Raw genomic sequence first — 18,241 nt, forward strand, 5'->3', positions numbered from 1 at the left:
GGGCTGGTAGTGGATGCGTCGCAACACCCACTCCGCCCGGAGGCCCTCCCCACAATCAACCCAACACGCCGTCCACAACCTCACGAGTCACGACAGCTAGTCCCCGTGCCCGACCAGTTCGCCGACCAGCTACGTTCCCGGGCACAGCCGAGCCGAGCTGCTGCGCCTGCCGGGTGCCGTTGGGGACGTGCGTGCGCGTCGGCGGGCGTGGGCACGAGGCGGCGGATCTCGACCGCGGGCGCGTCAGGCGCGGACAGCGGCGACCTGTCGCGTTCGACAGGCAACGGGAGGCGATCGCGAGCGAGACCGGCTGCATGAAGTCAGCCGAGGGTCGGCAAATCCTCCGCTGGTGAGCTGGGCGAGTTCCTGCGGTACCGCCGCGCGGGTGCCGGGGCTGCGGCGCGAAGAACTCGCCGAGCTGGTGGGGGCCAGTAATTCTGCACCCGCCTCGAGCAAGGCGAGCGCCACCAGGTTTCCGATGCCGTCCTCGGCGCGAGTGCCGATTTGGTCCTGGCACCCGCCGGCGGGCGGCGCGTCCGCTTCCGCGACGGCGATTTCGTTCCCCGCCGTGCTGTTCCTCCCGCCGGCCTTCGGGCTCGTCGCCAACATCGCCGACGCCGGCGAGTGCACACGCGAGTCTTGGACAGGCGCGCGCCGGTGCTTCAGCGCGACGGATCGCGCATCTTCGTCAGCAGCGCGAGCAGCGTGTCCTGTTCCTGTGCGTCGAGCCGGGCGAAGAGACCGGAGGCGTGCAGCCGGGCCCGGAGCGCCTGCCACAGTTCGTGCCCGTGTTCCGTCAGGGCCAGGGTGCGCTTGCGGCCGTCGCCGGGATGGGACTGACGGGCCACGAGTCCCAGGCGCTGGAGCTTGTCCGCGGCGAGGCTGACCGTGGAGGGATCGCAGCGCAGGCGGGCCGCGATGTCCCGCATCGTGGGCGGCTCGTTTCCCGGGGCGAGCGCCCACAGCGTGCCGGTGACGGAGGCGGGGACCCCGAATTCGCCGAGCACCTGAGCGACCACCGCGTTCGCGGCGTCTCCGACCTCCATCAGAACACGGACGATCTCGCCCTTGCGCTCGACGTCCGGGCGGGCAGCCGTCGTCCCCTGCGGATCACGGTCCACGGTCATGACGTCATGGTACCCTCAACATATCAATGAAAAACTCAATGATTTTTGGAGGGTAAATGACCGAGAGTCGCGTCGGCGAAACCGTGCTCGTCACGGGAGGAACCGGCTACCTGGCCGGCTGGGTGATCGCGGGCCTGCTCGAGCGCGGCTACCGGGTGCGCACCACGGTGCGAAGCCTCGACAAGGCCGAGCAGGTGCGCCGCGCCGTCGGTGAGCAGGCAGGCGGGACAGCGGCCGGGACCATCGATTTCGCGGTGGCGGACCTTCTGACCGACGATGGCTGGGACGAGGCGCTCTCGGGCGTGCGCTACGTGCTGCACACCGCTTCACCGATGCCCTTCGACTCGACCGCTGATCTCGTGACCACCGCCCGTGCGGGCACTCGCCGCGTCCTGGGCGCCGCCGCCCGCGCCGGGGTGGCCCGGGCCGTGTTCACCTCCTCCGGCGTCGCGGCCGACACCGGCGACCCGGACACACCCGCGACCGAGACGACCTGGACCGCACCCTCCGGCACACCGGCTCGGGCGTACCCCGATTCCAAGATCCTCGCCGAGCGCGACGCATGGGAACTCGCCGCCAAGACCGGGCTGGAGCTGACCGCCGTCCTGCCGACGTTCATGCAGGGGCCCACCCTCGGCGCATCGAACAGGCCGGGAACGAGCGAGGTCGTCCGCCGCCTGCTCACCCGCGAGATCCCCGCCGTGCCGAACATCGGGTGGAACGTCGTGGACGTGCGCGATGTCGCCGAACTCCACATCCTCGCCATGACGAGCCCCGCGGCCGCGGGCGAGCGGTTCCTCGGATCGGGCACCTTCCTGTGGTACCGGCAGATCGCCGGCATCCTGCGTGAGAACCTCCCGGACCGAGCCGCGAAGGTGCCCACCCGGACCCTGCCCGACATCGTCTTCAAACTGCTCGCCAGGCGAAACCCGCAGATGGCGATGTTGCGCCCCGAACTCGGCCGCAGAAGGCTCGCCGACAGCAGCAAAGCAGGCACCCGGCTCGGCTGGCGTCCCCGTCCCGCCGAGCGAACGATCATCGACACCGCCACCGCACTCATCAGCCGAGCACCCGGTCGTCGAGGCGACTGATCCGGCTCGGCGTAGATCAAATCGGTAGCCTCGGATCGTGGTGTTCGATTCCGCTCGGTTCGACCTGCAGCCCTACGCCGGTTTCGACATGGACCGCTTCGTCCGGCAGACGTTCTGCAGCTGGACCCACGCAGGCTGGCGGTCCCTGCTCGTCCAGCGGTTCGAGCACGTCCCGGTCGCCGAGGACCTGGCGCTGCCCGGCGCGGCGGACCTGCACCTCGTGCTCCCGCTGTCCGGGCGGGCGGAGATGGAGCGGAGCGTCGGCGGCAGGCCCGTGCGTGTGCCCTGGATCCCGGGCCGCCTCCAGCTGAGCGTCCCGCACCAGCCGTCCGTCTCCCGCTACCGCGGGGACGAGTCGATGCGGAGCGTCCAGGTGCACCTCCCGCGCGACACCGTCGACACGGTCGCGGCGCAACTCGGTGGCACCGTGGATCACGAGGCCATGGCGGCGTCTCTCACCGAGGGGGACCCGCTGCTCGAAGCGGCCGTCCGGGCGATCGGATTTCCCGGCGAAGCGGGCGAGTTGTACGCCGAGTCCGCCGGCGCCTTCCTGACCACGCACCTGCTCACCCGGCACGGACGACTGCGCGCGGACCGCGCTCCGGCGCGGGAGGACACGCGGGTGCGCGCGGTCGTGGCGTTCATGCGCGAACGGCTCGCCGAGCCGGTCACGTTGACCGATCTCGCGGCCGAGGCGCACCTGTCCGTCTACCACCTCGTCCGGGTGTTCCGGAACGCGACGGGGGAGACCCCGCACCGGTTCCTCACCCGGCTGCGGATCGAGGAAGCGAAACGGCTGCTGCGGAACACCGACCTGGCGCTCGACGGGATCGCCCGGCGGTGCGGTTTCGCCGGCCCCGGCGCGCTGTCCACCGCGTTCCTGCGCCACACCGGCGTGCGTCCCTCGGTCTACCGCAATTCCTGACCGGCACACCGCAATTCCGGGGATGGGCCGGGCACGAGCGCCGGTCCTACGGTTTCCCGCATGGTGCCCGAGCCCTTCGAGATCCACGTCGCCGAACACGACCTGGCCGACCTTCGTACGCGACTGGACCACGTGCGGCTGCCCGAACCCGAGACGGTGCCGGACGCGACGCAGGGGCTCGAGCTGCGGCGGCTCACCGCGCTGCTAGACGAGTGGCGGCGGCACGACTGGCGCGCGACCGAGGCCCGGTGGAACGCGATCCCGCACTACCGGGTGCATCTCGACGGGCTCGGGATCGCCTTCTGGCACGTTCGTTCGCCGGAGCCGTCCGCGCTGCCGCTGCTGTTGACCCACGGCTGGCCGGGTTCCGTGCTGGAGTTCGAGCAGGTGCTCGGGCCGCTCACCGATCCGGTGGCGCACGGTGGGTCCGCGCGCGACGCCTTCCACGTTGTGGTGCCCGCGTTGCCGGGATTCGGGTTCAGCGACCGGCCGGCTGAGCCGGGGTGGCACCCGGGTCGCACCGCACGGGCGTGGGCGGAGCTGATGACGGTGCTCGGTTACCCGCGGTTCGCGGCGCACGGCGGGGACTGGGGCGCCCACGTGAGTACCGAACTGGCCCGCTGCTTCCCCGAACGCGTCGCCGGGCTGCACCTGACGATGCCGGTGGCCTCGCCCATGCCGGACGACCGCATGGCACAGACCCCGGACGAACAGCGGATGCTGGACCGCCGTGACCGGCACCTGGCCGACGGCTACGGCTTCGGGATGCTGATGGGCACGCGGCCGCAGACGATCGGCTACGCCCTGCTCGACTCACCCGCCGGACTGGCCGCCTGGCTCGGCGAAAAGTTCGCGGCCTACGCCGACGCCGACGGCGTGAGCCTGACGCAGCAGCTCGACACGATCGCGCTGTACTGGCTGACCGGGACCGGCGCGTCCAGTGCCCGGTGGTACTGGGAAGCGCTCAGGTGGGTGCCGCGCAGCGCGGAGGAGGAGAACGCACTGCCGATCGCCGTGCCCACCTTCTGTTCGTTGTTCCCCGCCGAACCTTGGCCCACCGCCCGCCGTTGGGCGGAGCGGCGATACCGGGACTTGCGCACGTGGCACGACCTGGACCGCGGTGGCCACTTCCCCGGGCTGGAGCAACCCGCCCTTCTCGTGTCCGAGATCAGGGCCGCGTTCCGCGAGGTGCGCGACCGCACGACAGAATGAGGAAACCGGAGAATGCAGTCCTACGACGTCACCGCCGAGACCCCCGCGCCGCCGTCGGTGGTGTGGTCCCTGCTGCTCGACGCGCGCAGCTGGCCGACCTGGTCCGCGGTCGACGCGCTGGAAGCCGACCAGTCGGAAGGCCTTTCCGCCGATGGCCGGGACGAAGTCGGCGCGGTTCGCGCGTTCCGCACCGGGAAGGTCGTCACCAAGGAGCGGATCACCGAACTGGAACCCGGCCGCCGGTTCGCCTACGAGGGCGCGGAGAACCCGCAGCTGACCGACTACCGGGCCGCGGTCGAACTGCGGGAACTCCCCGGCGGCGGAACGCGCATCCGGTGGCACGGCACGTACCGGGCCCGGCGGGGGATGGGCTGGTTCATGCGGCGGTACCTCCGCCGTTTCATGGGCAGGATGGCGGCGGGGCTCGCCGAGCACGCGGCCACGGTGAGCCGCTAGGCCCCGTCCGGCCGAGACGCGCCGCCGTCGCCGCCGAACGTCGGCTTCTTGCCGTTCCCGGGAACGAAGACCCACCGGTCGTCCATTCGCGACCTCAGGCGGCCGGGGTGTCGAGGTCGGACATGTCCAGCACGAACCGGTAGCGGACGTCGCCGGTGGCGAGCCGGTTCAGGGCGGTTTCGACCTCGCTCGAGGGAAGGACTTCGACGTCGGCGGTGATGCCGTGCTCGGCGCAGAACTCGAGCATCTCGGCGGTCTGCCGCAGCCCACCGGTTCCGGAGGAGGTGAGCTTCTTGCGCCCGGCGCCCAGCTCCCAGAGCCGCGGGCCGGTCAGCAGGGGATTGCCCAGGACGCACAGCGTGCCGTCGAGGCCGAGCATGCCGATCAACGGCGTGAGCTCGTGGTCACCGGAGATGGTGTCGAGGATGAAGTCGAACCGGCCCGTCGCGGCCGCGACCTGGGCGTCGTCGGTGGTCACGAGCAGATCGGACGCCCCGAGGCGCCGGGCGTCGGGCTCCTTGGCCGTGCTGCGGCTGAGGACGGTGACCTCGGCTCCGAGCGCGGCGGCGAGCTTCACGGCGAGGTGCCCGAGCCCGCCGAGACCGGCGACGGCGACGCGGCTCCCGGGGCCGACGCCGGCGGCCCGCATGGGCTCCCAGACGCTGACACCGGCGCACATGAGCGGCGACGCGGCCGCGGGGTCGAGCCCGTCGGGCAGGTGGAACGCGAACTTCTCGCGCAGCACGTACTCGCGGCTGTAGGCGCCTTTCGTCGGGGTGCCGTCGACGCGGTCGGTGCCGCCGTAGGTGGTGGTCGCGCGGTTGTAGCAGTAGTTCTCCTGCCCGGCCAGGCACATCGCGCACTGGCCGCACGAGTCGACGATCGTCCCGATCGCGACCCGCTCACCGACCGCGAACCGGGTGACCGCCTCGCCGAGGGCGACCACGACGCCGGTCGCCTCGTGTCCCGGGACGAGGTCCTTCTCGCCGAGCATGCCGTGGATGCGGTGCAGGTCGCTGTGGCAGACGCCGCAGTAGTCGATCCGCACGGCGATGTCGTCCGGCCGCAGGTCGCGCCGCTCGATGGTGACGCGAGTCAGTGCGTTGGTGGCGGGGTCGAGGCTCTGCCACCCGGTCGTGGTCCTCATGAGCGGTCCTTCCAGTAAAACGGAATCTCGATTCACCATAACACGATACGGAAGATGGATTCCGCTTTAGTACACTCGATGGCGATGACCCCACGGACGAACGCCTCGAACACGCGCCGCGCACCGCGCCGGGACGCCTTGCGCAACGACGAGATCGTCATCAACGCGGCGCGCGCGGTCTTCGCCGAGCAGGGACCGCAGGCGAGCATGGAGGCCATCGCGTCTCGTGCCGGCCTCGGCGTCGGCACGATCTACCGGCGGTTCGCGGGCAAGGGCGAACTCCTCGACGCCATCGCGCGGCTTTTCGTCGAGGAGATGGACCAGGCCGCCGCGGCCGCACTCGCGGACCCGGACCCCGCCGCCGCTCTCGAGCGGTTCCTCGAGTTCGTCGGGACCTTCAACGCCGAGAAACGCCGCTACGCCGCCGCCCTGACCGAACGCGTCTCCGAGGACGCCGTGAGCGCGCGGACCGTGGACCGGGTCCGGCAGCTCACGCGGAAGGCGGTCGAGGCGGGGGTTCTCGCGCCGGACGTGACCGGCGACGACATCAAGGCGCTCATCGTCGCGCTCCGAGGGGTGGTCGCGGCCTCGCCGGACGGCGACGACGCAGGCTGGCGTCGCTTCCTCCGCATCCACCTCGCCGGGCTGCGCCCCGGCCGCTGACCTGGCCCTGCCCGTGACCGTCCGGGTCCTCGGGCATCCTGGTCGTATGGACAACCCGCCCAGCGATGACGAGGCGCGCCTGTTCGCGGCCCTGCCGGGGGAGTGGACCATCACCAGGAACCTCCCCGGCACCGGCCGGATGACCGGGTCGGCCCGGTTCCGCCCCGCGGGGCCGGATCTGCTGCACTACCGCGAGGACGGGCAGCTCGCCCTGGACGGCGGGCAGGTCCTCGACGTCTACCGCGAGTACCACTACCGGCTGGAGCCGGGGCAGATCCGCATCTGCTTCGCCGAGCCGGGGCCGCCGCGGACGTTGCACGTGCTCCGCCTCGACCAGGCCGCCGCGTCCGACGTGCACCTCTGCGGCCGGGACACCTACGCCGGCCACTACGAGTTCCCGGACGAAAACCGCTTCACGGTCCGGATGCGGGTCACCGGGCCGGAGAAGGACTACTCGATCGAGACGGTTTACGAGCGCGCCCGCTGAGGAGTCACAGCGCGCGGGCCAGCAGCATCGTGCCCATCACGAGCATCGTCACCGCGACCAGCACGTCCAGCGCGCGCCACGCGCCCGGCCGGGACAGCACCGGGCTGAGCAGCCGCGCGCCGTAGCCGAGGCAGGCGAACCACGCCAGGCTCGCGGCCATCGCGCCGAGCCCGAAGATCCAGCGCAGGTCCCCACGGTCCGCGGCGACCGAACCGACCAGCAGCACCGTGTCGAGGTAGACGTGCGGGTTCAGCCAGGTCATCGCCAGGCAGGTGAGCACCGCAGCCCCGATCGAGCCTGCCGCGGCACCCGTCGTCGTCAACCCGGTGGCCGCCGGGCGCAGCGCGCGCCGCCCGGCGAGGACGCCGTAGCCGATCAGGAAAGCACCGCCGGCCAGGCCGACCACGGTGAGGGCGGCCGGCCACGCGGTCACCACCGCGCCCAGCCCGGCCACCCCGAGCGCGATCAGCACCGCGTCGGACGCGGCGCAGATCGCCACGACGGCGGCCACCGCGTGCCGCCGCACGCCCTGGCGCAGGACGAACGCGTTCTGCGCGCCGATGGCCACGATGAGGGACAGGCCCGTGCCGAACCCGGCCAGACCTGCGGAGAGGACGTTCACGCAACCCACGCTAAGCAGCGGCGGACGCGCAGTACAGCTAAAGATTTTTACGTATCATTAGCGCGCGTGATGACCGAGTTGCCCATCGACCAGGTGCGGACGCTGCTCGCGGTCGTCGACGAGGGCACGTTCGACGCCGCCGCCGCGGCCCTGCACGTCACCCCGTCCGCGGTCAGCCAGCGGATCAAGACCCTGGAGCAGCGCGTCGGCCGGGTGCTGCTGATGCGCACCAAACCGGTGCGGCCGACCGAGTCCGGGCAGGTCGTCGTGCGGTTCGCACGCCAGCTCGCCGCGCTGAACCAGGACGCGCGGCGGGAACTGGGGATCGACGGCCAGCCCGGCCCCGCGCGCCTGTCCATCGCGGTGAACGCCGATTCGCTCGCGACCTGGTTCCTGCCGGCGATCACCCGGGTGCCGCGGGATCCGCCGGTGTGCTTCGAGCTGTACCGCGAGGACGAGACGCGGACCGCCGAGCTGCTGCGCGAGGGGCGGGTGATGGCGGCGGTGACCTCGTCGCCGGACCCGGTCGCCGGCTGCCTCGTGCGCCCGCTGGGGCTCGCCCGTTACCTGCCCGCGGCGAACCCGGACTTCGTGGCCCGCCACCGGTCCGGCCGGCTGCGGCGGTGGCTGCCCGGCGCACCGGTGATCGTCTTCGACCAGGCCGACGAACTGCAGGACCGCTTCGTGCGCGCACTGTCCGGTGTGGACGCCGCGGAGGACCGACACCACGTGCCCACCTCGGAGGGCTTCCGCGACGCCGTGGCGGCCGGCCTGGGCTGGGGCCTGGTCCCGGAGCCGCAGGCCCGGCCGTTGCTGGAGTCCGGCGCGCTCGTCGAACTCGAACCGGGCCTGCACTGGGACGTGCCGTTGTACTGGCAGCAGTGGAAACTGGACGTGCGCGCGCTGGCGCTCGTCGCGGACACGATCACCGCGGCGGCCGCGGAGGCGCTGCACCCGCTACCGTCCTGAGTGGACGATCAGGGGCGCCATGCCGGGTCGCGGCCGATGAAGGCCACCAGCTTGTCCTGCGGCGAAGCGTCGTCGGCCACGGGCACCGCAGGACCGTACTGCCCGCTGTCCCGCAGGAGCTGCTCGATCGGCCGCATGGCGGCGAGCGCGGCGGCGCACCGGTCCTGGCCGAGATCGGGTTCGCGGCCGAGCGCCTTGGCCAGGTCCCAGGTGTGCATCCAGACGTCGGCCGTGTAGAACTGGTCGATCGCCTCGTCCACCGGCTTGTCGCCGGTGTGCGGGTTGCTCAGCACGCGCCCGGCCGGGTCGTCGAGGATCGCCTGGATCTCGGCGGCCTGCTGCTTCCAGGCGGCGGCCGGGCCGGCCGCGACGTCCAGGGCGGGGAGTTCGATCCCGGCGCCCCGCAGGAACCCGCGGGACCACTCGACGAGGTGCTTCACGACGTCGAGCGCGGTCCACCCGGCGACCGGGCTGGGCCGGGTCCAGTCGCCGGGGCCCGCGGACTCGACCAGCTCGGTGAAGCGGGCCGCGTCGTGGGCGTGCTGCTGGGCAGGCGTCATCTCAGGCTCCCTTGGCGAGCAGTGCGTCGAGCTTCTCGTAGCCCTCGTTGACCCCGACGTCCATGCCGCTGGACAGGATCCCGTCGCGGGTCTCGAAGTCCTTGACCACGCTGAGCGTCGTCAGCCGCGTGCGCCCGCCCTCGAGCGCTTCGAAGGTCAGCGTTTCCAGCGCGACGCCGTCGGGTTCGCCTTCGTAGGTGAAGGTCCACACGATCCGCTCGTCCGGCCGCACCTCGTGGTAGCTGCCGAAGAACGACGCGATCTCTTCGCCGTCGCGGTCGTTGGCGAAGGCCCACTCGCCGCCGGTGCGGGCGTCCCACTTGGTGACCCTCGTGGTGACCGAGTGCGGCCCGATCCACTGCGCGAAGAGCTCGGGGTCGACGTGCGCGCGGAACACCTGCGCGGGTGGCGCGTCGAACTCGCGGACGATCTCGATCGTCGGGACCTTCTCGGCCGCGACGATGCGGGCTTCCTGCCGGGTGCTGGTCATGATGCGTCCTCCTGGGGCTGGTCCGTCTCGGACATGCGGGACAGCACGGCGTCCAGGCGCCGGTACCGTTCCTCGGCCGTGCGGCGGTAGCGCTCGATCCACTTCGTCATCAGGTCGAACACCTCCGCGTCGAGGTGGACGGGCCGCCGCTGGGCGTCCTTGCTGCGCGTCACCAGGCCGGCTTCCTCCAGCACCTTCACGTGCTTCGAGATCGCCTGGAGGCTCATGTCGTACGGCTCGGCCAGCTCGCCGACGGTCGCGTCGGCGGCGGCCAGCCGGGCGACCAGGTCGCGCCGGGTCGGATCCGCGAGGGCCGCGAAGACGCGGTTGAGCTGCTCGGTCGTCTCGTCCACCTTGGTTCCTCAACTACTTGGTTGAGAAAGACGGTAGGCGCCTCGGCGGAGCGTTGTCAACCACGAGGTTGAGAAAGGCTCACCCGGCGACGCTCGCCACCGAGAACGCGTCCGCGGGCATCGGCCGGTGCAGCCGCCAAGTGATCGCGATCGGCCGTTCGCCGCGGTGCTCCACGTACGACGCGGGACCAAGGCAGACGAACGGCGCCGCCCCGAGGTCGTCGGTCTTCGTCTCGCGCACGAAGAGCACCACGTGGCTGCCCTGCGCGCGGTGCTGGAGGTAGCGCCGACCGGTGGGGGAGTCCAGCGACGTCGCGTTCTGCGACTCCCAGTGGAACAACTCGGGGCTGATCGCGTAGTCGCGGTACATCGTGGTCGGGGAGAAGTCCTTCTCGCTCTTGCGCAGGTTGATCAGCAGCGCGTCGGTCCTGGTGTCCTCGCACCACGCCACGCCGGACACGTGGTTGCCCGGCACCCGCTGCAGCGTCGCGTAGCCCAGCGCGGCGAGGATCTCTTCACGCCGGTAGCGGCTGTGACCGGCCAGGGGAACGTGCTGCAGCCCCTCGCCGAGCGAGGCCGGGACGTGCCGGGCGCGATCCAGCCCGAGGGCGACCAGCTCGTCGATCTCCGCGCACACGGCCGGATGCCGGCGCAGGTGCTCAAGGCCCGCGCGGTAGGACGGGAAGTCGCGACGCTTCGGCCACAGCGTGAACAGCAGCATGCGGGCCAGCCGCTGCTGCCGTTCGGTGAGCTCGTCGTAGGCCGGCCCGTCGACGGCAACCAGCTGCCGGTACACCTCGGCCCGCTCCGGATCGTCGACGTGCGTGAACGCGGACATCCGCCGCAACAGCCCGCCTTCGTCCGGACCGGCGGGCGGAACCGGCAGCCCGGCATCCCGCCGCAACCCGGTCCACGAACCGCCGCCGCGGTAGACGTCGACCAGTTCGCGGTCGGCGGCGTCCAGGTATGCGGCCAAGGAAAGATCGCCGTGCGAACGCACGTCGTTCGCCAGTTGGGTGCGGGTGAAGCGCAGTTGGGTGCGGACGTTGTCGAGCACGATCTGCTGTGCGACCCGGTCCAGCACCACCTGGGAACCCGCCGGCAGGAACGGAAAGCCCTGCTCGATCTGCCGTTGCAGCCCGCGTCGGCTCGCCCCGGTCAGCGCTCGGTACCGCGTGTCGAACCGGAACTCCTTGCGGTGGTGGCCGATGAAGTCCAGTACCGTGAGCACGGCTTTACCCGGGGCGCGTCGCAAGCCGCGGCCCAGCTGCTGCAGAAACACCGTCGCGCTGTCGGTGGGCCGCAGGAACAGCACGGTGTCGACCTCGGGGATGTCCAGGCCCTCGTTGAACAGGTCGACCGCGAACAACGCGTTGACCTCACGCGCCCGGAGTGCGGCGATGGCGCGCTCGCGATCGCCCGGCGAGCTGTTCCCGGACACCGCCACAGCGTTGATCCCGGCTTCCCGGAACACCCGCGCCATGTACTCGGCGTGCGCGATGCTCACGCAGAACCCGAGGGCACGCATGGTGCCTACGTCGGTCACCTTGTCCCGCAGTTCCTTCAGCACCTTCGCCGCGCGGGCGTCGTTGCCGGTGTAGACGCGCTCCAAGCCGGTGACGTCGTACCGGCCGCGCTTCCACTCCACGCCGGCCAGGTCGGTCCCGTCGGCGACGCCGAAGTAGTGGAAGGGGATCAGCAGGTCCGCGGACAGGGCCTCCCACAGCGGCAGCTCGAACGCCGTCCGACCGCCGAACATCTCCCGCACGTCCCCGCCGGTATTGCGCTCCGGGGTGGCAGTGAGCCCCAGGAGTTCCTTCGGACGCAGATGGTTGAGCAGCCGTTGGTAGGTCGCCGCTTCGGCGTGGTGGAACTCGTCGACCACCACGACGTCGAAGTGTTCCGGAGGCAACTTCTCGATGCCGTGCGCGTGCAGGCCCTGGATGCTGGCGAACACGTGCCGCCACCGCTCCGGCCGCGCGCCGCCGACATACGCCTCGCCGAACGTTTCGTCAATCAGCGTTTCGCGGTACACGCGCAGCGCCTGCTGCAGGATTTCCTTGCGGTGCGCGACGAAGAGCAGGGTGAGGTCGCCGTCGGCGCGCAGTTGCCGGTAGTCAAGGGCGGCGATCACCGTCTTGCCGGTGCCGGTCGCGGCCACCACGAGGTTGCGGTGGCGGTCGTGGACCTGGCGCTCGGACTCGAGTGCTTCGAGGATCTCCTGCTGGTGTGGCAGCGGACGCACCTCCAGACCGGCCAGGCTGATCGTGGCCGGCGCGCTGGTGCGGCGTCCCGCCTGCCGGAGGGCGTCGTCGAAGCGGTCCGCGTCGGTGTCCGGGTCGTACGGGACGAAAGCGCTGGACTCCCAGTAGGTGTCGAAGGTGGCTTCGAACTTGCGCAGCAGTTCAGGGGTCGCGACGCCGGAGAGCCGGACGTTCCACTCCAGGCCCTCCACCAGCGCGGAGCGGGAGAGGTTCGAGCTGCCGACGAACGCGGTGTCGTAGCCGGAGTTCCGGCGGAACAACCACGCCTTCGCGTGCAACCGGGTCGACTGGGTCTCGTAACTGACCCGGACGTCGGCGCCGAACTGCCGCACTAGCCGGTCGATCGCCGGCCGCTCGGTCGCGCCCACGTAGGTCGTGGTCAGCACGCGGAAGGGCACGCCGCGGTCGCGCAGATCGAGCAGGACCTCCTCCAGCAGGCGCAGCCCCGGCCAGCGGATGAACGCGCAGAGCAGGTCGACCCGGTCTGCGCTCGCCAGCTCGGCGCGAAGCTCGGCGGACAGGCTGGGCTCCTCCCTGGCGTTGGTGAGCAACGCGGCCTGGGAGAGCGGGGTAACCGGCCGGATGTGCTTGCGCGCGCCGGTGCCGGTGACTTCGCTCAACGCCATGAGCTGCTGCAACGCGTCGGTCAACCGGTCGTCCTCGGCGGCCAGCTGGCTCAGCACGCGGTTGGCCAGCTCCACCCGCCGGGCGCCGTCGGACTCCTCGGCGATCACCCGGCGCACGGTCTCGGCCACGTGACGCGCGATCACCTCCGGCGCGTCCGCATCGTCCACGGCGCTGAACTCCGGGGTGAAGCGCCCCCGCGCGGCTTCGAGTGCCCGGTTCAAGCGGTGCGTCCGGACAGCTTCGTACACTCCGTCGGCCAGCGGCTCCATGAAGATCACTCTGCCACGAGCTGTCGGCGCCATTCGGGACCTTGGCGCTACGTCCGTGCGGTGTCGCTCAAGGCCTTCACTCCACGAAGACCACCGTGTCGCTCAGCGCCCGCGCGGTGTCCAGCTCCATGCCGAGCCCCACCTCGGCCGGCGCCTCCAACAGACCTCCCACCGGGTTGACCGGCCGGGCCAGGAACAGCTGGTGCACCTGGTTCCACTTCACCAGGTCCTCCTGGTACGGCGTGTGCGCCGGCGACTGGGTCAGCGAGAAGTGCAGCGTCGCGGGCGCCGAGTGGCCGTGGGGGATCACCGCCAGGTCGTGCGCGGTCGCCAGTGCGGCGATCTTCAGCGTCTCCGAAAGGCCGCCGCACCAGTAGATGTCCGGCTGCAGCACGTCCAGCGCCCCTGCGTCGAGGAAGCGGCGGAAACCCCAGCGCGTGTACTCGTGCTCCGCGCCCGCCAGTGGCACGCTCAACCGCGACCGCAGCAGGGCGTAGCTGTCGATCCGGTCCGGCATCACGCACTCTTCGAGCCACCGCGGCCGGTACTCCGCGATCCGCGACGCCAGCTCCGTCACGTAGGTGACGTCCATCGACTGCCAGCAGTCGAACATGATGTCGTAGTCCTCGCCGACCGCCTCGCGCACCGTGCGCACCAGCTCCACGTTGCGGCGCAACCCCTCGTACCCGCTGGACGGGCCGAACCGGAAGAACCACTTCTGCGCCCGGTAGCCGAGCTCCTTGAACTCCTTCGCCCGCGCCGCAACCAGCGCCGGGTCCGTCACCGAGAACCCCAGCATCGACGCGTACGCCGGCACGGACTCGCGCGTCGGGCCGCCCAGCAACCGGTACACCGGCTGACCCAGCCACTTGCCGCGGAGGTCCCACAGCGCGCAGTCCACCGCGCTGATCGCCAGCATCGTGTTGCCGGCCCGGCCGTGCACCTGGCTGCGGTGCATCCGGTCCCACAGCTTCTCGCCGGCCACCGGGTCCGCGCCGAGCAGCAGCCGCCGCAGGTCGCGGGCGATCACGTACGCCACCTGCTCCGGCACCGGCCCGCCGCGGCCCACCAGGCCGTCGTCCGTCTCGATCTCCACGAAGTGGCTGACCAGGTGGAACCCGTCGGACCGCAGCACACCGCCCTCGTGGTCGTCCACGTCCCGGTGCTCGGGGTAGACGTCCAGCGGCCGCACCAGCCGCTCCTCCCACAGGTCGCCCTCGGTGGGCAGCACGCCCGCCAGCCGGCGCAACCGGACCTCAGCGATGCGCATCCACGTTCCCCTCCACAGTCGCAGCGGTGACCCGGCGCTCCGCCGAACCCCACAGCCGCACGATCACGGTCAGCACGACGATCGCCAGCGCGCCCATCAGCGCCAGCCAGAGCAGACCGCCGTTGAAGTCGCCGGTGCGTTCCTTGATCACCCCGATGACCGCCGGGTTGACCACACTGGACAGGTTGCCCAGCGCGTTGATCAACGCGATGCTCCCGGCCGCCGCGGTCCCCGCCAGCAGCGCGGTCGGCAGGCCCCAGAACCCGGGCAGCACCCCGAACACCCCGAAACTGGCCAGGCACAACGCGATCAGCTTCAGCACCGGCTGGTCGATCAGCGCGGCCGCCGTCAGCCCCGCCACGGACACCACGAGCGCCAGGTACAACGCCGCGCTGCGCCGGCCAGGCCGGTCCGCCCACCGTCCGATGAGGAGCATCCCGGCCAAGCCGAACACGTACGGCACCGCCGCGACGAACGTCGTCGCCGTGTCGCTCATCCCGAACGGCTTGAGGATCTGCGGCAGGAACGTGCTCACCGCGCCGTTGAGGTTGGTCAGGCAGTAGTAGCACAGCGCGAACACCAGGACCTTGGGGCTGAGCAACGACTTCCACAAGCTGTGCTTGCCCGGCGCGACCGCCTCCTGCGCCAGCCGCTCCCGCTCCAGCGTCTCCGACAGCCACGTCTTCTCCGCCGCCGTCAGGAACTTCGCGTCCGCGATGCGTCGCGGCAGCAGGAACGGCACCGCGATGCCGAGCGCGACCGCGGGCAGCGCCTCGATGATGTACATCCACTGCCAGCCGTGCAGGCCCAGCCACCCGTCCAGGTTCAGCAGCAGCCCGGACAGCGGCGTGCCGATCACCAGCGCGATCGGGATGCCCGCGGTGAACCCGCCGAGGATCTTGCCGCGGTGCCCGGCCGGGAACCACTGCGTGAGGAAGAAGATGACGCCGGGGAAGAACCCGGCTTCCGCGGCGCCGAGCAGCGCGCGGGCCACGTAGAGCGACTCGGCGTTCCACACCAGGGCGTGCAGCCCGGAGATCACGCCCCAGGTGATCATGATGCGCGCGATCCACAGCGGCGCGCCGAACCGCTGCAGCGCCAGGTTCGACGGCACCTCCAGCAGCACGTAGGGCACGAAGAAGACGCTCGCCGCCACCCCGAACGCCGCCGCGCTCAGGCCGAGGTCGGCGTTCATGGTCAGCGCGGCCACGCCCAGGTTCGCGCGGTCGAGGATCGCGATCAGGTACCCGGCGACCAGCACGGGCAGCAGGCGGACGCTCAGCTTCCGCATCACCGCGTTCTGCATCACGGCAGTCTCGGTCAAGGTGTCCTCCGTTGGACCGGCCAGTGCCCGTAAACGTTTCCGGACACGCTGGGCGGGGACGGTACCGGAAACGTTTACGGCCCGTCAACGCCCGCTATCATCGGCGGCGTGGCCGAGGTGAGTGAGAAGTCCGGGCGCACCGTCGGCATCCGCGACGTGGCCCGCGAGCTGGGCATCTCGGTCGCCACCGTGTCCCGCGCGATGAACGCCCGCGGCGAGGTCAGCGAGGCGACCCGCCGGCTGGTGCTGGAGACCGCGGCCGCGCTCGGCTACACCGCCAACCAGTCCGGGCGCAGCCTGCGCAGCGGCCGGACCAGTACGGTCGCCCTCGTCATGCCGATCCAGACCGCGCGCACCCAGTCCGGCGAGACGTTCTTCCTCAACGTCTGCAACGGCCTGCAGGAGACGCTGCTCGGGCACGGCCTGGACCTGGTGATCCTGCCGTTCGGCTCGGCCGTCGGGCAGGAGCAGTTCCTGCGCGACGTGGTCGACCGGCGGGTCGCCGACGCCTACGTGCTCGCCGACACCCGGCGCGCCGACCCGCGCGTGGACTACCTGCTCGCGCAGCGGGTGCCGTTCGTGAGCCTGGGCCGCACCCAGGGCGAGGGCTACCCCTGGCTCGACCTCGACTTCGCCGGTGTCGCGGCGCAGTCGGTGCGGCGGCTCGCCGAGCGCGGGCACCGGCGGATCGCCGTCGCCACGGCGGACCGCGACGTCAACAGCGACGTCGAGTTCCTGCGCGGCTACCAGGAAGCGGTGGCCGGGCTCGGGGCCGACCCGCTGGTGATCCGGCTGCCGGACAGCCGCGACAACGGCGATCAGCTGGGGGAGCGGCTGCTGGCGATGCCGGAGCGGCCGACCGCGGTGGTCCTGGCGCAGGAGACGCTGGCGCTCGGGCTCTACCGGCGGCTGCGGGCGCACGGCGTGGAACCGGGCCGGGACCTCGCGGTGATCGGCTTCCGCGAGAACCCGGTGTGCGAGCACCTCACGCCGGCGCTGACCTGTTTCCACGTCTCACTCGAGGACTACGGACGCAGGCTCGGCGAAATCGTCCTGGAACGACTGTCGCCATCCCCGCCGCCACCGACGCACGAAGTGTGGCCGATGACGCTGGTGCCGAAAGACAGCGATCCCGCATTGTCCTGAGAAATCGAAAACAATGGAATCCCGGAAAACGCCGAACGGCGCATTCTCTTGCCAACGGCGTGACGGGCGTCTCGCCGCGGGAGTGCCGCTCTGGGCGCGCCGCGAGCTGATCCTGAACGCCATTCACCCCGTCGCGTAACCTCCCGGCCGCCTCGAATCGGCCTCGATCAGGCCGAGTAGCAGTGGTGTTACCGAGCGGTAGAAACGTAGCTTGAGCTGCGGAAACACCGGTCCGGCAAGATCGGCCCCCACCCGCTCAAACTGTGGGCTCAGTCACCGTTTGGTGATATCTCCGTTGCGCGTTCGTAATCTGGCTGAGGCCTCGCGGGAACCTGGAAATCCCCCGTTCCGCATCCCGTGAAGCCCCCGCCGGCCTGGCCCCCGACAGGGTCGGCGTGGTTGAACGTCAAGCAAGGAGACCTCCCGTTCATGGGAAGCCACAATTCCACTAACCGTGCTCCCCGAAAGGCGGCCCTGTTTTCCCCGGACAGGTACCGCCCGCGGCACGCAGCCAAACCGAAGAACCTCGGCCGGATCAGCACGCGCACGTCCGTTTCGGCGGGCCTGCTCATGATGTCCATGGCCGGCTCCGCCAGCCCGCTCGCCATGGCGAGCACCGGCGGCGAAGCCGTTCCCCCGGCGCCCGTCGCCGGCGCTGCCCCGGTCGCCGACGCAACCCCGGCCCTCCCGGTCCTCGGGCCGCCGTCGACGTGGATCGTCACCACGCCGGCGACGGTCCTGGACATCCCCGCCGCCCCCGAGACCGCCGCCCCCGAGGTGGCCGCGACGGAGACCGTCGCCGCGGAAACCCCCGCCGCGGCGCCGGCTCCCGCCCCGGAGGTCTTCGACACCACCGGCGACGAACTCGCCGGCTGGATCAACGAGGCAATCCGCGTCATGCGGGCGGAGGGCGTGCCGGTCGACGGCGGTGACGTGCAGGCGATCCGCACGATCATCGACAAGGAGTCGAGCGGCAACCCCCAGGCCGTCAACCGCTGGGACAGCAACTGGCGCGCAGGTCACCCCTCCAAGGGGCTGATGCAGTGCATCGACTCGACCTTCAACGCGCACAAGCTCCCCGGCTACGACGACATCTTCAACCCGGTGCACAACATCATCGCCGGAGTGCGCTACACCATCAGCCGCTACGGCGGTTTCGACGGTCACCCCGGACTGAAGTCGATGCTCAAGGGCAGCGGCTACCGCGGTTACTGACGACGACGGGCGCCCGTCCACTCC

At 71.1% G+C, this 18,241-nt stretch carries 18 protein-coding genes; 9 read left to right on the top strand and 9 right to left on the bottom strand.

Going from position 1 to position 18,241, the window contains the following annotated elements; translation table 11 throughout:
- Positions 1 to 662: 662 nt before the first annotated feature.
- Positions 663 to 1,127: a MarR family transcriptional regulator gene (locus tag ABZ215_RS35010; RefSeq protein WP_354954645.1), complete on the bottom strand. Its 465-nt coding sequence runs from the start codon at positions 1,125 to 1,127 to the stop codon at positions 663 to 665.
- Positions 1,128 to 1,183: 56 nt separating this feature from the next.
- Here ABZ215_RS35010 and ABZ215_RS35015 point away from each other — a divergent pair, with 56 nt between their 5' ends.
- The 4 genes from ABZ215_RS35015 to ABZ215_RS35030 are packed head-to-tail and all read left to right on the top strand — an operon-like array spanning position 1,184 to position 4,811.
- Positions 1,184 to 2,218 (top strand): NAD-dependent epimerase/dehydratase family protein, encoded by a 1,035-nt coding sequence (locus ABZ215_RS35015; protein WP_354954647.1) that lies wholly within the window; start codon positions 1,184 to 1,186, stop codon positions 2,216 to 2,218.
- A 37-nt stretch (positions 2,219 to 2,255) separates the two neighbouring features.
- The gene (locus ABZ215_RS35020) at positions 2,256 to 3,143 is read left to right on the top strand and encodes an AraC family transcriptional regulator (RefSeq protein ID WP_354954649.1); all 888 of its coding nucleotides are present in this window, start codon (positions 2,256 to 2,258) and stop codon (positions 3,141 to 3,143) included.
- A gap of 60 nt (positions 3,144 to 3,203) precedes the next feature.
- Positions 3,204 to 4,355, top strand: a complete 1,152-nt coding sequence (locus tag ABZ215_RS35025) for an epoxide hydrolase (RefSeq protein ID WP_354954651.1) — start codon at positions 3,204 to 3,206, stop codon at positions 4,353 to 4,355.
- A gap of 12 nt (positions 4,356 to 4,367) precedes the next feature.
- Positions 4,368 to 4,811, top strand: coding sequence for an SRPBCC family protein (locus ABZ215_RS35030; RefSeq protein ID WP_354954653.1), 444 nt, complete (start codon positions 4,368 to 4,370; stop codon positions 4,809 to 4,811).
- Positions 4,812 to 4,905: 94 nt separating this feature from the next.
- Here ABZ215_RS35030 and ABZ215_RS35035 read toward each other — a convergent pair whose 3' ends face one another.
- Positions 4,906 to 5,958: an NAD(P)-dependent alcohol dehydrogenase gene (locus ABZ215_RS35035; RefSeq protein ID WP_354954655.1), complete on the bottom strand. Its 1,053-nt coding sequence runs from the start codon at positions 5,956 to 5,958 to the stop codon at positions 4,906 to 4,908.
- Between the two features lie 84 nt (positions 5,959 to 6,042).
- Between ABZ215_RS35035 and ABZ215_RS35040 the strand changes: the two genes are divergently transcribed.
- A complete protein-coding gene (locus tag ABZ215_RS35040; protein ID WP_354954657.1) occupies positions 6,043 to 6,621 on the top strand; it encodes a helix-turn-helix domain-containing protein in 579 nt (192 codons plus the stop codon).
- Between the two features lie 46 nt (positions 6,622 to 6,667).
- The gene (locus tag ABZ215_RS35045) at positions 6,668 to 7,108 is read left to right on the top strand and encodes a DUF6314 family protein (protein WP_020416037.1); all 441 of its coding nucleotides are present in this window, start codon (positions 6,668 to 6,670) and stop codon (positions 7,106 to 7,108) included.
- Between the two features lie 4 nt (positions 7,109 to 7,112).
- Here the strand turns inward: ABZ215_RS35045 and ABZ215_RS35050 are convergent, their stop codons facing one another.
- Positions 7,113 to 7,730: a LysE family transporter gene (locus ABZ215_RS35050; RefSeq protein ID WP_237335328.1), complete on the bottom strand. Its 618-nt coding sequence runs from the start codon at positions 7,728 to 7,730 to the stop codon at positions 7,113 to 7,115.
- Positions 7,731 to 7,799: 69 nt separating this feature from the next.
- Between ABZ215_RS35050 and ABZ215_RS35055 the strand changes: the two genes are divergently transcribed.
- On the top strand, positions 7,800 to 8,699 hold the full coding sequence (locus ABZ215_RS35055) for a LysR family transcriptional regulator ArgP (protein ID WP_020416035.1): 900 nt from the start codon (positions 7,800 to 7,802) through the stop codon (positions 8,697 to 8,699).
- Between the two features lie 8 nt (positions 8,700 to 8,707).
- On the opposite strand, the gene ABZ215_RS35060 is transcribed toward ABZ215_RS35055, so the two are convergent.
- From ABZ215_RS35060 to ABZ215_RS35085, 6 genes are all read right to left on the bottom strand, one after another.
- Complete coding sequence (locus ABZ215_RS35060; protein ID WP_354954659.1) at positions 8,708 to 9,259, bottom strand: TIGR03086 family metal-binding protein; 552 nt, start codon at positions 9,257 to 9,259, stop codon at positions 8,708 to 8,710.
- A gap of 1 nt (position 9,260) precedes the next feature.
- Positions 9,261 to 9,749 (bottom strand): SRPBCC family protein, encoded by a 489-nt coding sequence (locus tag ABZ215_RS35065; protein WP_020416033.1) that lies wholly within the window; start codon positions 9,747 to 9,749, stop codon positions 9,261 to 9,263.
- Complete coding sequence (locus tag ABZ215_RS35070) at positions 9,746 to 10,102, bottom strand: metalloregulator ArsR/SmtB family transcription factor (protein WP_020416032.1); 357 nt, start codon at positions 10,100 to 10,102, stop codon at positions 9,746 to 9,748. The genes ABZ215_RS35065 and ABZ215_RS35070 overlap by 4 nt, the downstream gene beginning before the upstream one ends.
- Positions 10,103 to 10,181: 79 nt before the next feature.
- Positions 10,182 to 13,262, bottom strand: a complete 3,081-nt coding sequence (locus ABZ215_RS35075) for a DUF3427 domain-containing protein (protein WP_354954661.1) — start codon at positions 13,260 to 13,262, stop codon at positions 10,182 to 10,184.
- 76 nt (positions 13,263 to 13,338) lie between these two features.
- Positions 13,339 to 14,532 (bottom strand): enolase C-terminal domain-like protein, encoded by a 1,194-nt coding sequence (locus ABZ215_RS35080; protein ID WP_354954663.1) that lies wholly within the window; start codon positions 14,530 to 14,532, stop codon positions 13,339 to 13,341.
- Positions 14,519 to 15,856: an MFS transporter gene (locus ABZ215_RS35085; protein ID WP_354954665.1), complete on the bottom strand. Its 1,338-nt coding sequence runs from the start codon at positions 15,854 to 15,856 to the stop codon at positions 14,519 to 14,521. The genes ABZ215_RS35080 and ABZ215_RS35085 overlap by 14 nt, the downstream gene beginning before the upstream one ends.
- A gap of 108 nt (positions 15,857 to 15,964) precedes the next feature.
- On the opposite strand from ABZ215_RS35085, the gene ABZ215_RS35090 reads away from it, so the two are divergent.
- A complete protein-coding gene (locus tag ABZ215_RS35090) occupies positions 15,965 to 17,002 on the top strand; it encodes a substrate-binding domain-containing protein (RefSeq protein WP_354954667.1) in 1,038 nt (345 codons plus the stop codon).
- Positions 17,003 to 17,581: 579 nt separating this feature from the next.
- On the top strand, positions 17,582 to 18,217 hold the full coding sequence (locus ABZ215_RS35095; RefSeq protein ID WP_354954669.1) for a transglycosylase SLT domain-containing protein: 636 nt from the start codon (positions 17,582 to 17,584) through the stop codon (positions 18,215 to 18,217).
- The last annotated feature ends 24 nt before the right edge of the window (positions 18,218 to 18,241 follow it).

Origin of the sequence: Amycolatopsis sp. NPDC006131 (assembly GCF_040614175.1) — a bacterium.
Lineage (GTDB): Bacteria > Actinomycetota > Actinomycetes > Mycobacteriales > Pseudonocardiaceae > Amycolatopsis_E > Amycolatopsis_E tucumanensis.

What these genes read in the sequence shown, in the direction of transcription:
- ABZ215_RS35045 (WP_020416037.1), top strand. Translation starts at nt 6,668, where the DNA reads ATGGACAACCCGCCCAGCGATGACGAGGCGCGCCTGTTCGCGGCCCTG.
- ABZ215_RS35040 (WP_354954657.1), top strand. Translation starts at nt 6,043, where the DNA reads ATGACCCCACGGACGAACGCCTCGAACACGCGCCGCGCACCGCGCCGG.
- ABZ215_RS35060 (WP_354954659.1), bottom strand. Translation starts at nt 9,259, where the DNA reads ATGACGCCTGCCCAGCAGCACGCCCACGACGCGGCCCGCTTCACCGAG.
- ABZ215_RS35030 (WP_354954653.1), top strand. Translation starts at nt 4,368, where the DNA reads ATGCAGTCCTACGACGTCACCGCCGAGACCCCCGCGCCGCCGTCGGTG.
- ABZ215_RS35025 (WP_354954651.1), top strand. Translation starts at nt 3,204, where the DNA reads ATGGTGCCCGAGCCCTTCGAGATCCACGTCGCCGAACACGACCTGGCC.
- ABZ215_RS35035 (WP_354954655.1), bottom strand. Translation starts at nt 5,958, where the DNA reads ATGAGGACCACGACCGGGTGGCAGAGCCTCGACCCCGCCACCAACGCA.
- ABZ215_RS35015 (WP_354954647.1), top strand. Translation starts at nt 1,184, where the DNA reads ATGACCGAGAGTCGCGTCGGCGAAACCGTGCTCGTCACGGGAGGAACC.
- ABZ215_RS35080 (WP_354954663.1), bottom strand. Translation starts at nt 14,532, where the DNA reads ATGCGCATCGCTGAGGTCCGGTTGCGCCGGCTGGCGGGCGTGCTGCCC.
- ABZ215_RS35065 (WP_020416033.1), bottom strand. Translation starts at nt 9,749, where the DNA reads ATGACCAGCACCCGGCAGGAAGCCCGCATCGTCGCGGCCGAGAAGGTC.
- ABZ215_RS35075 (WP_354954661.1), bottom strand. Translation starts at nt 13,262, where the DNA reads ATGGAGCCGCTGGCCGACGGAGTGTACGAAGCTGTCCGGACGCACCGC.
- ABZ215_RS35010 (WP_354954645.1), bottom strand. Translation starts at nt 1,127, where the DNA reads ATGACCGTGGACCGTGATCCGCAGGGGACGACGGCTGCCCGCCCGGAC.
- ABZ215_RS35095 (WP_354954669.1), top strand. Translation starts at nt 17,582, where the DNA reads ATGGCCGGCTCCGCCAGCCCGCTCGCCATGGCGAGCACCGGCGGCGAA.
- ABZ215_RS35055 (WP_020416035.1), top strand. Translation starts at nt 7,800, where the DNA reads ATGACCGAGTTGCCCATCGACCAGGTGCGGACGCTGCTCGCGGTCGTC.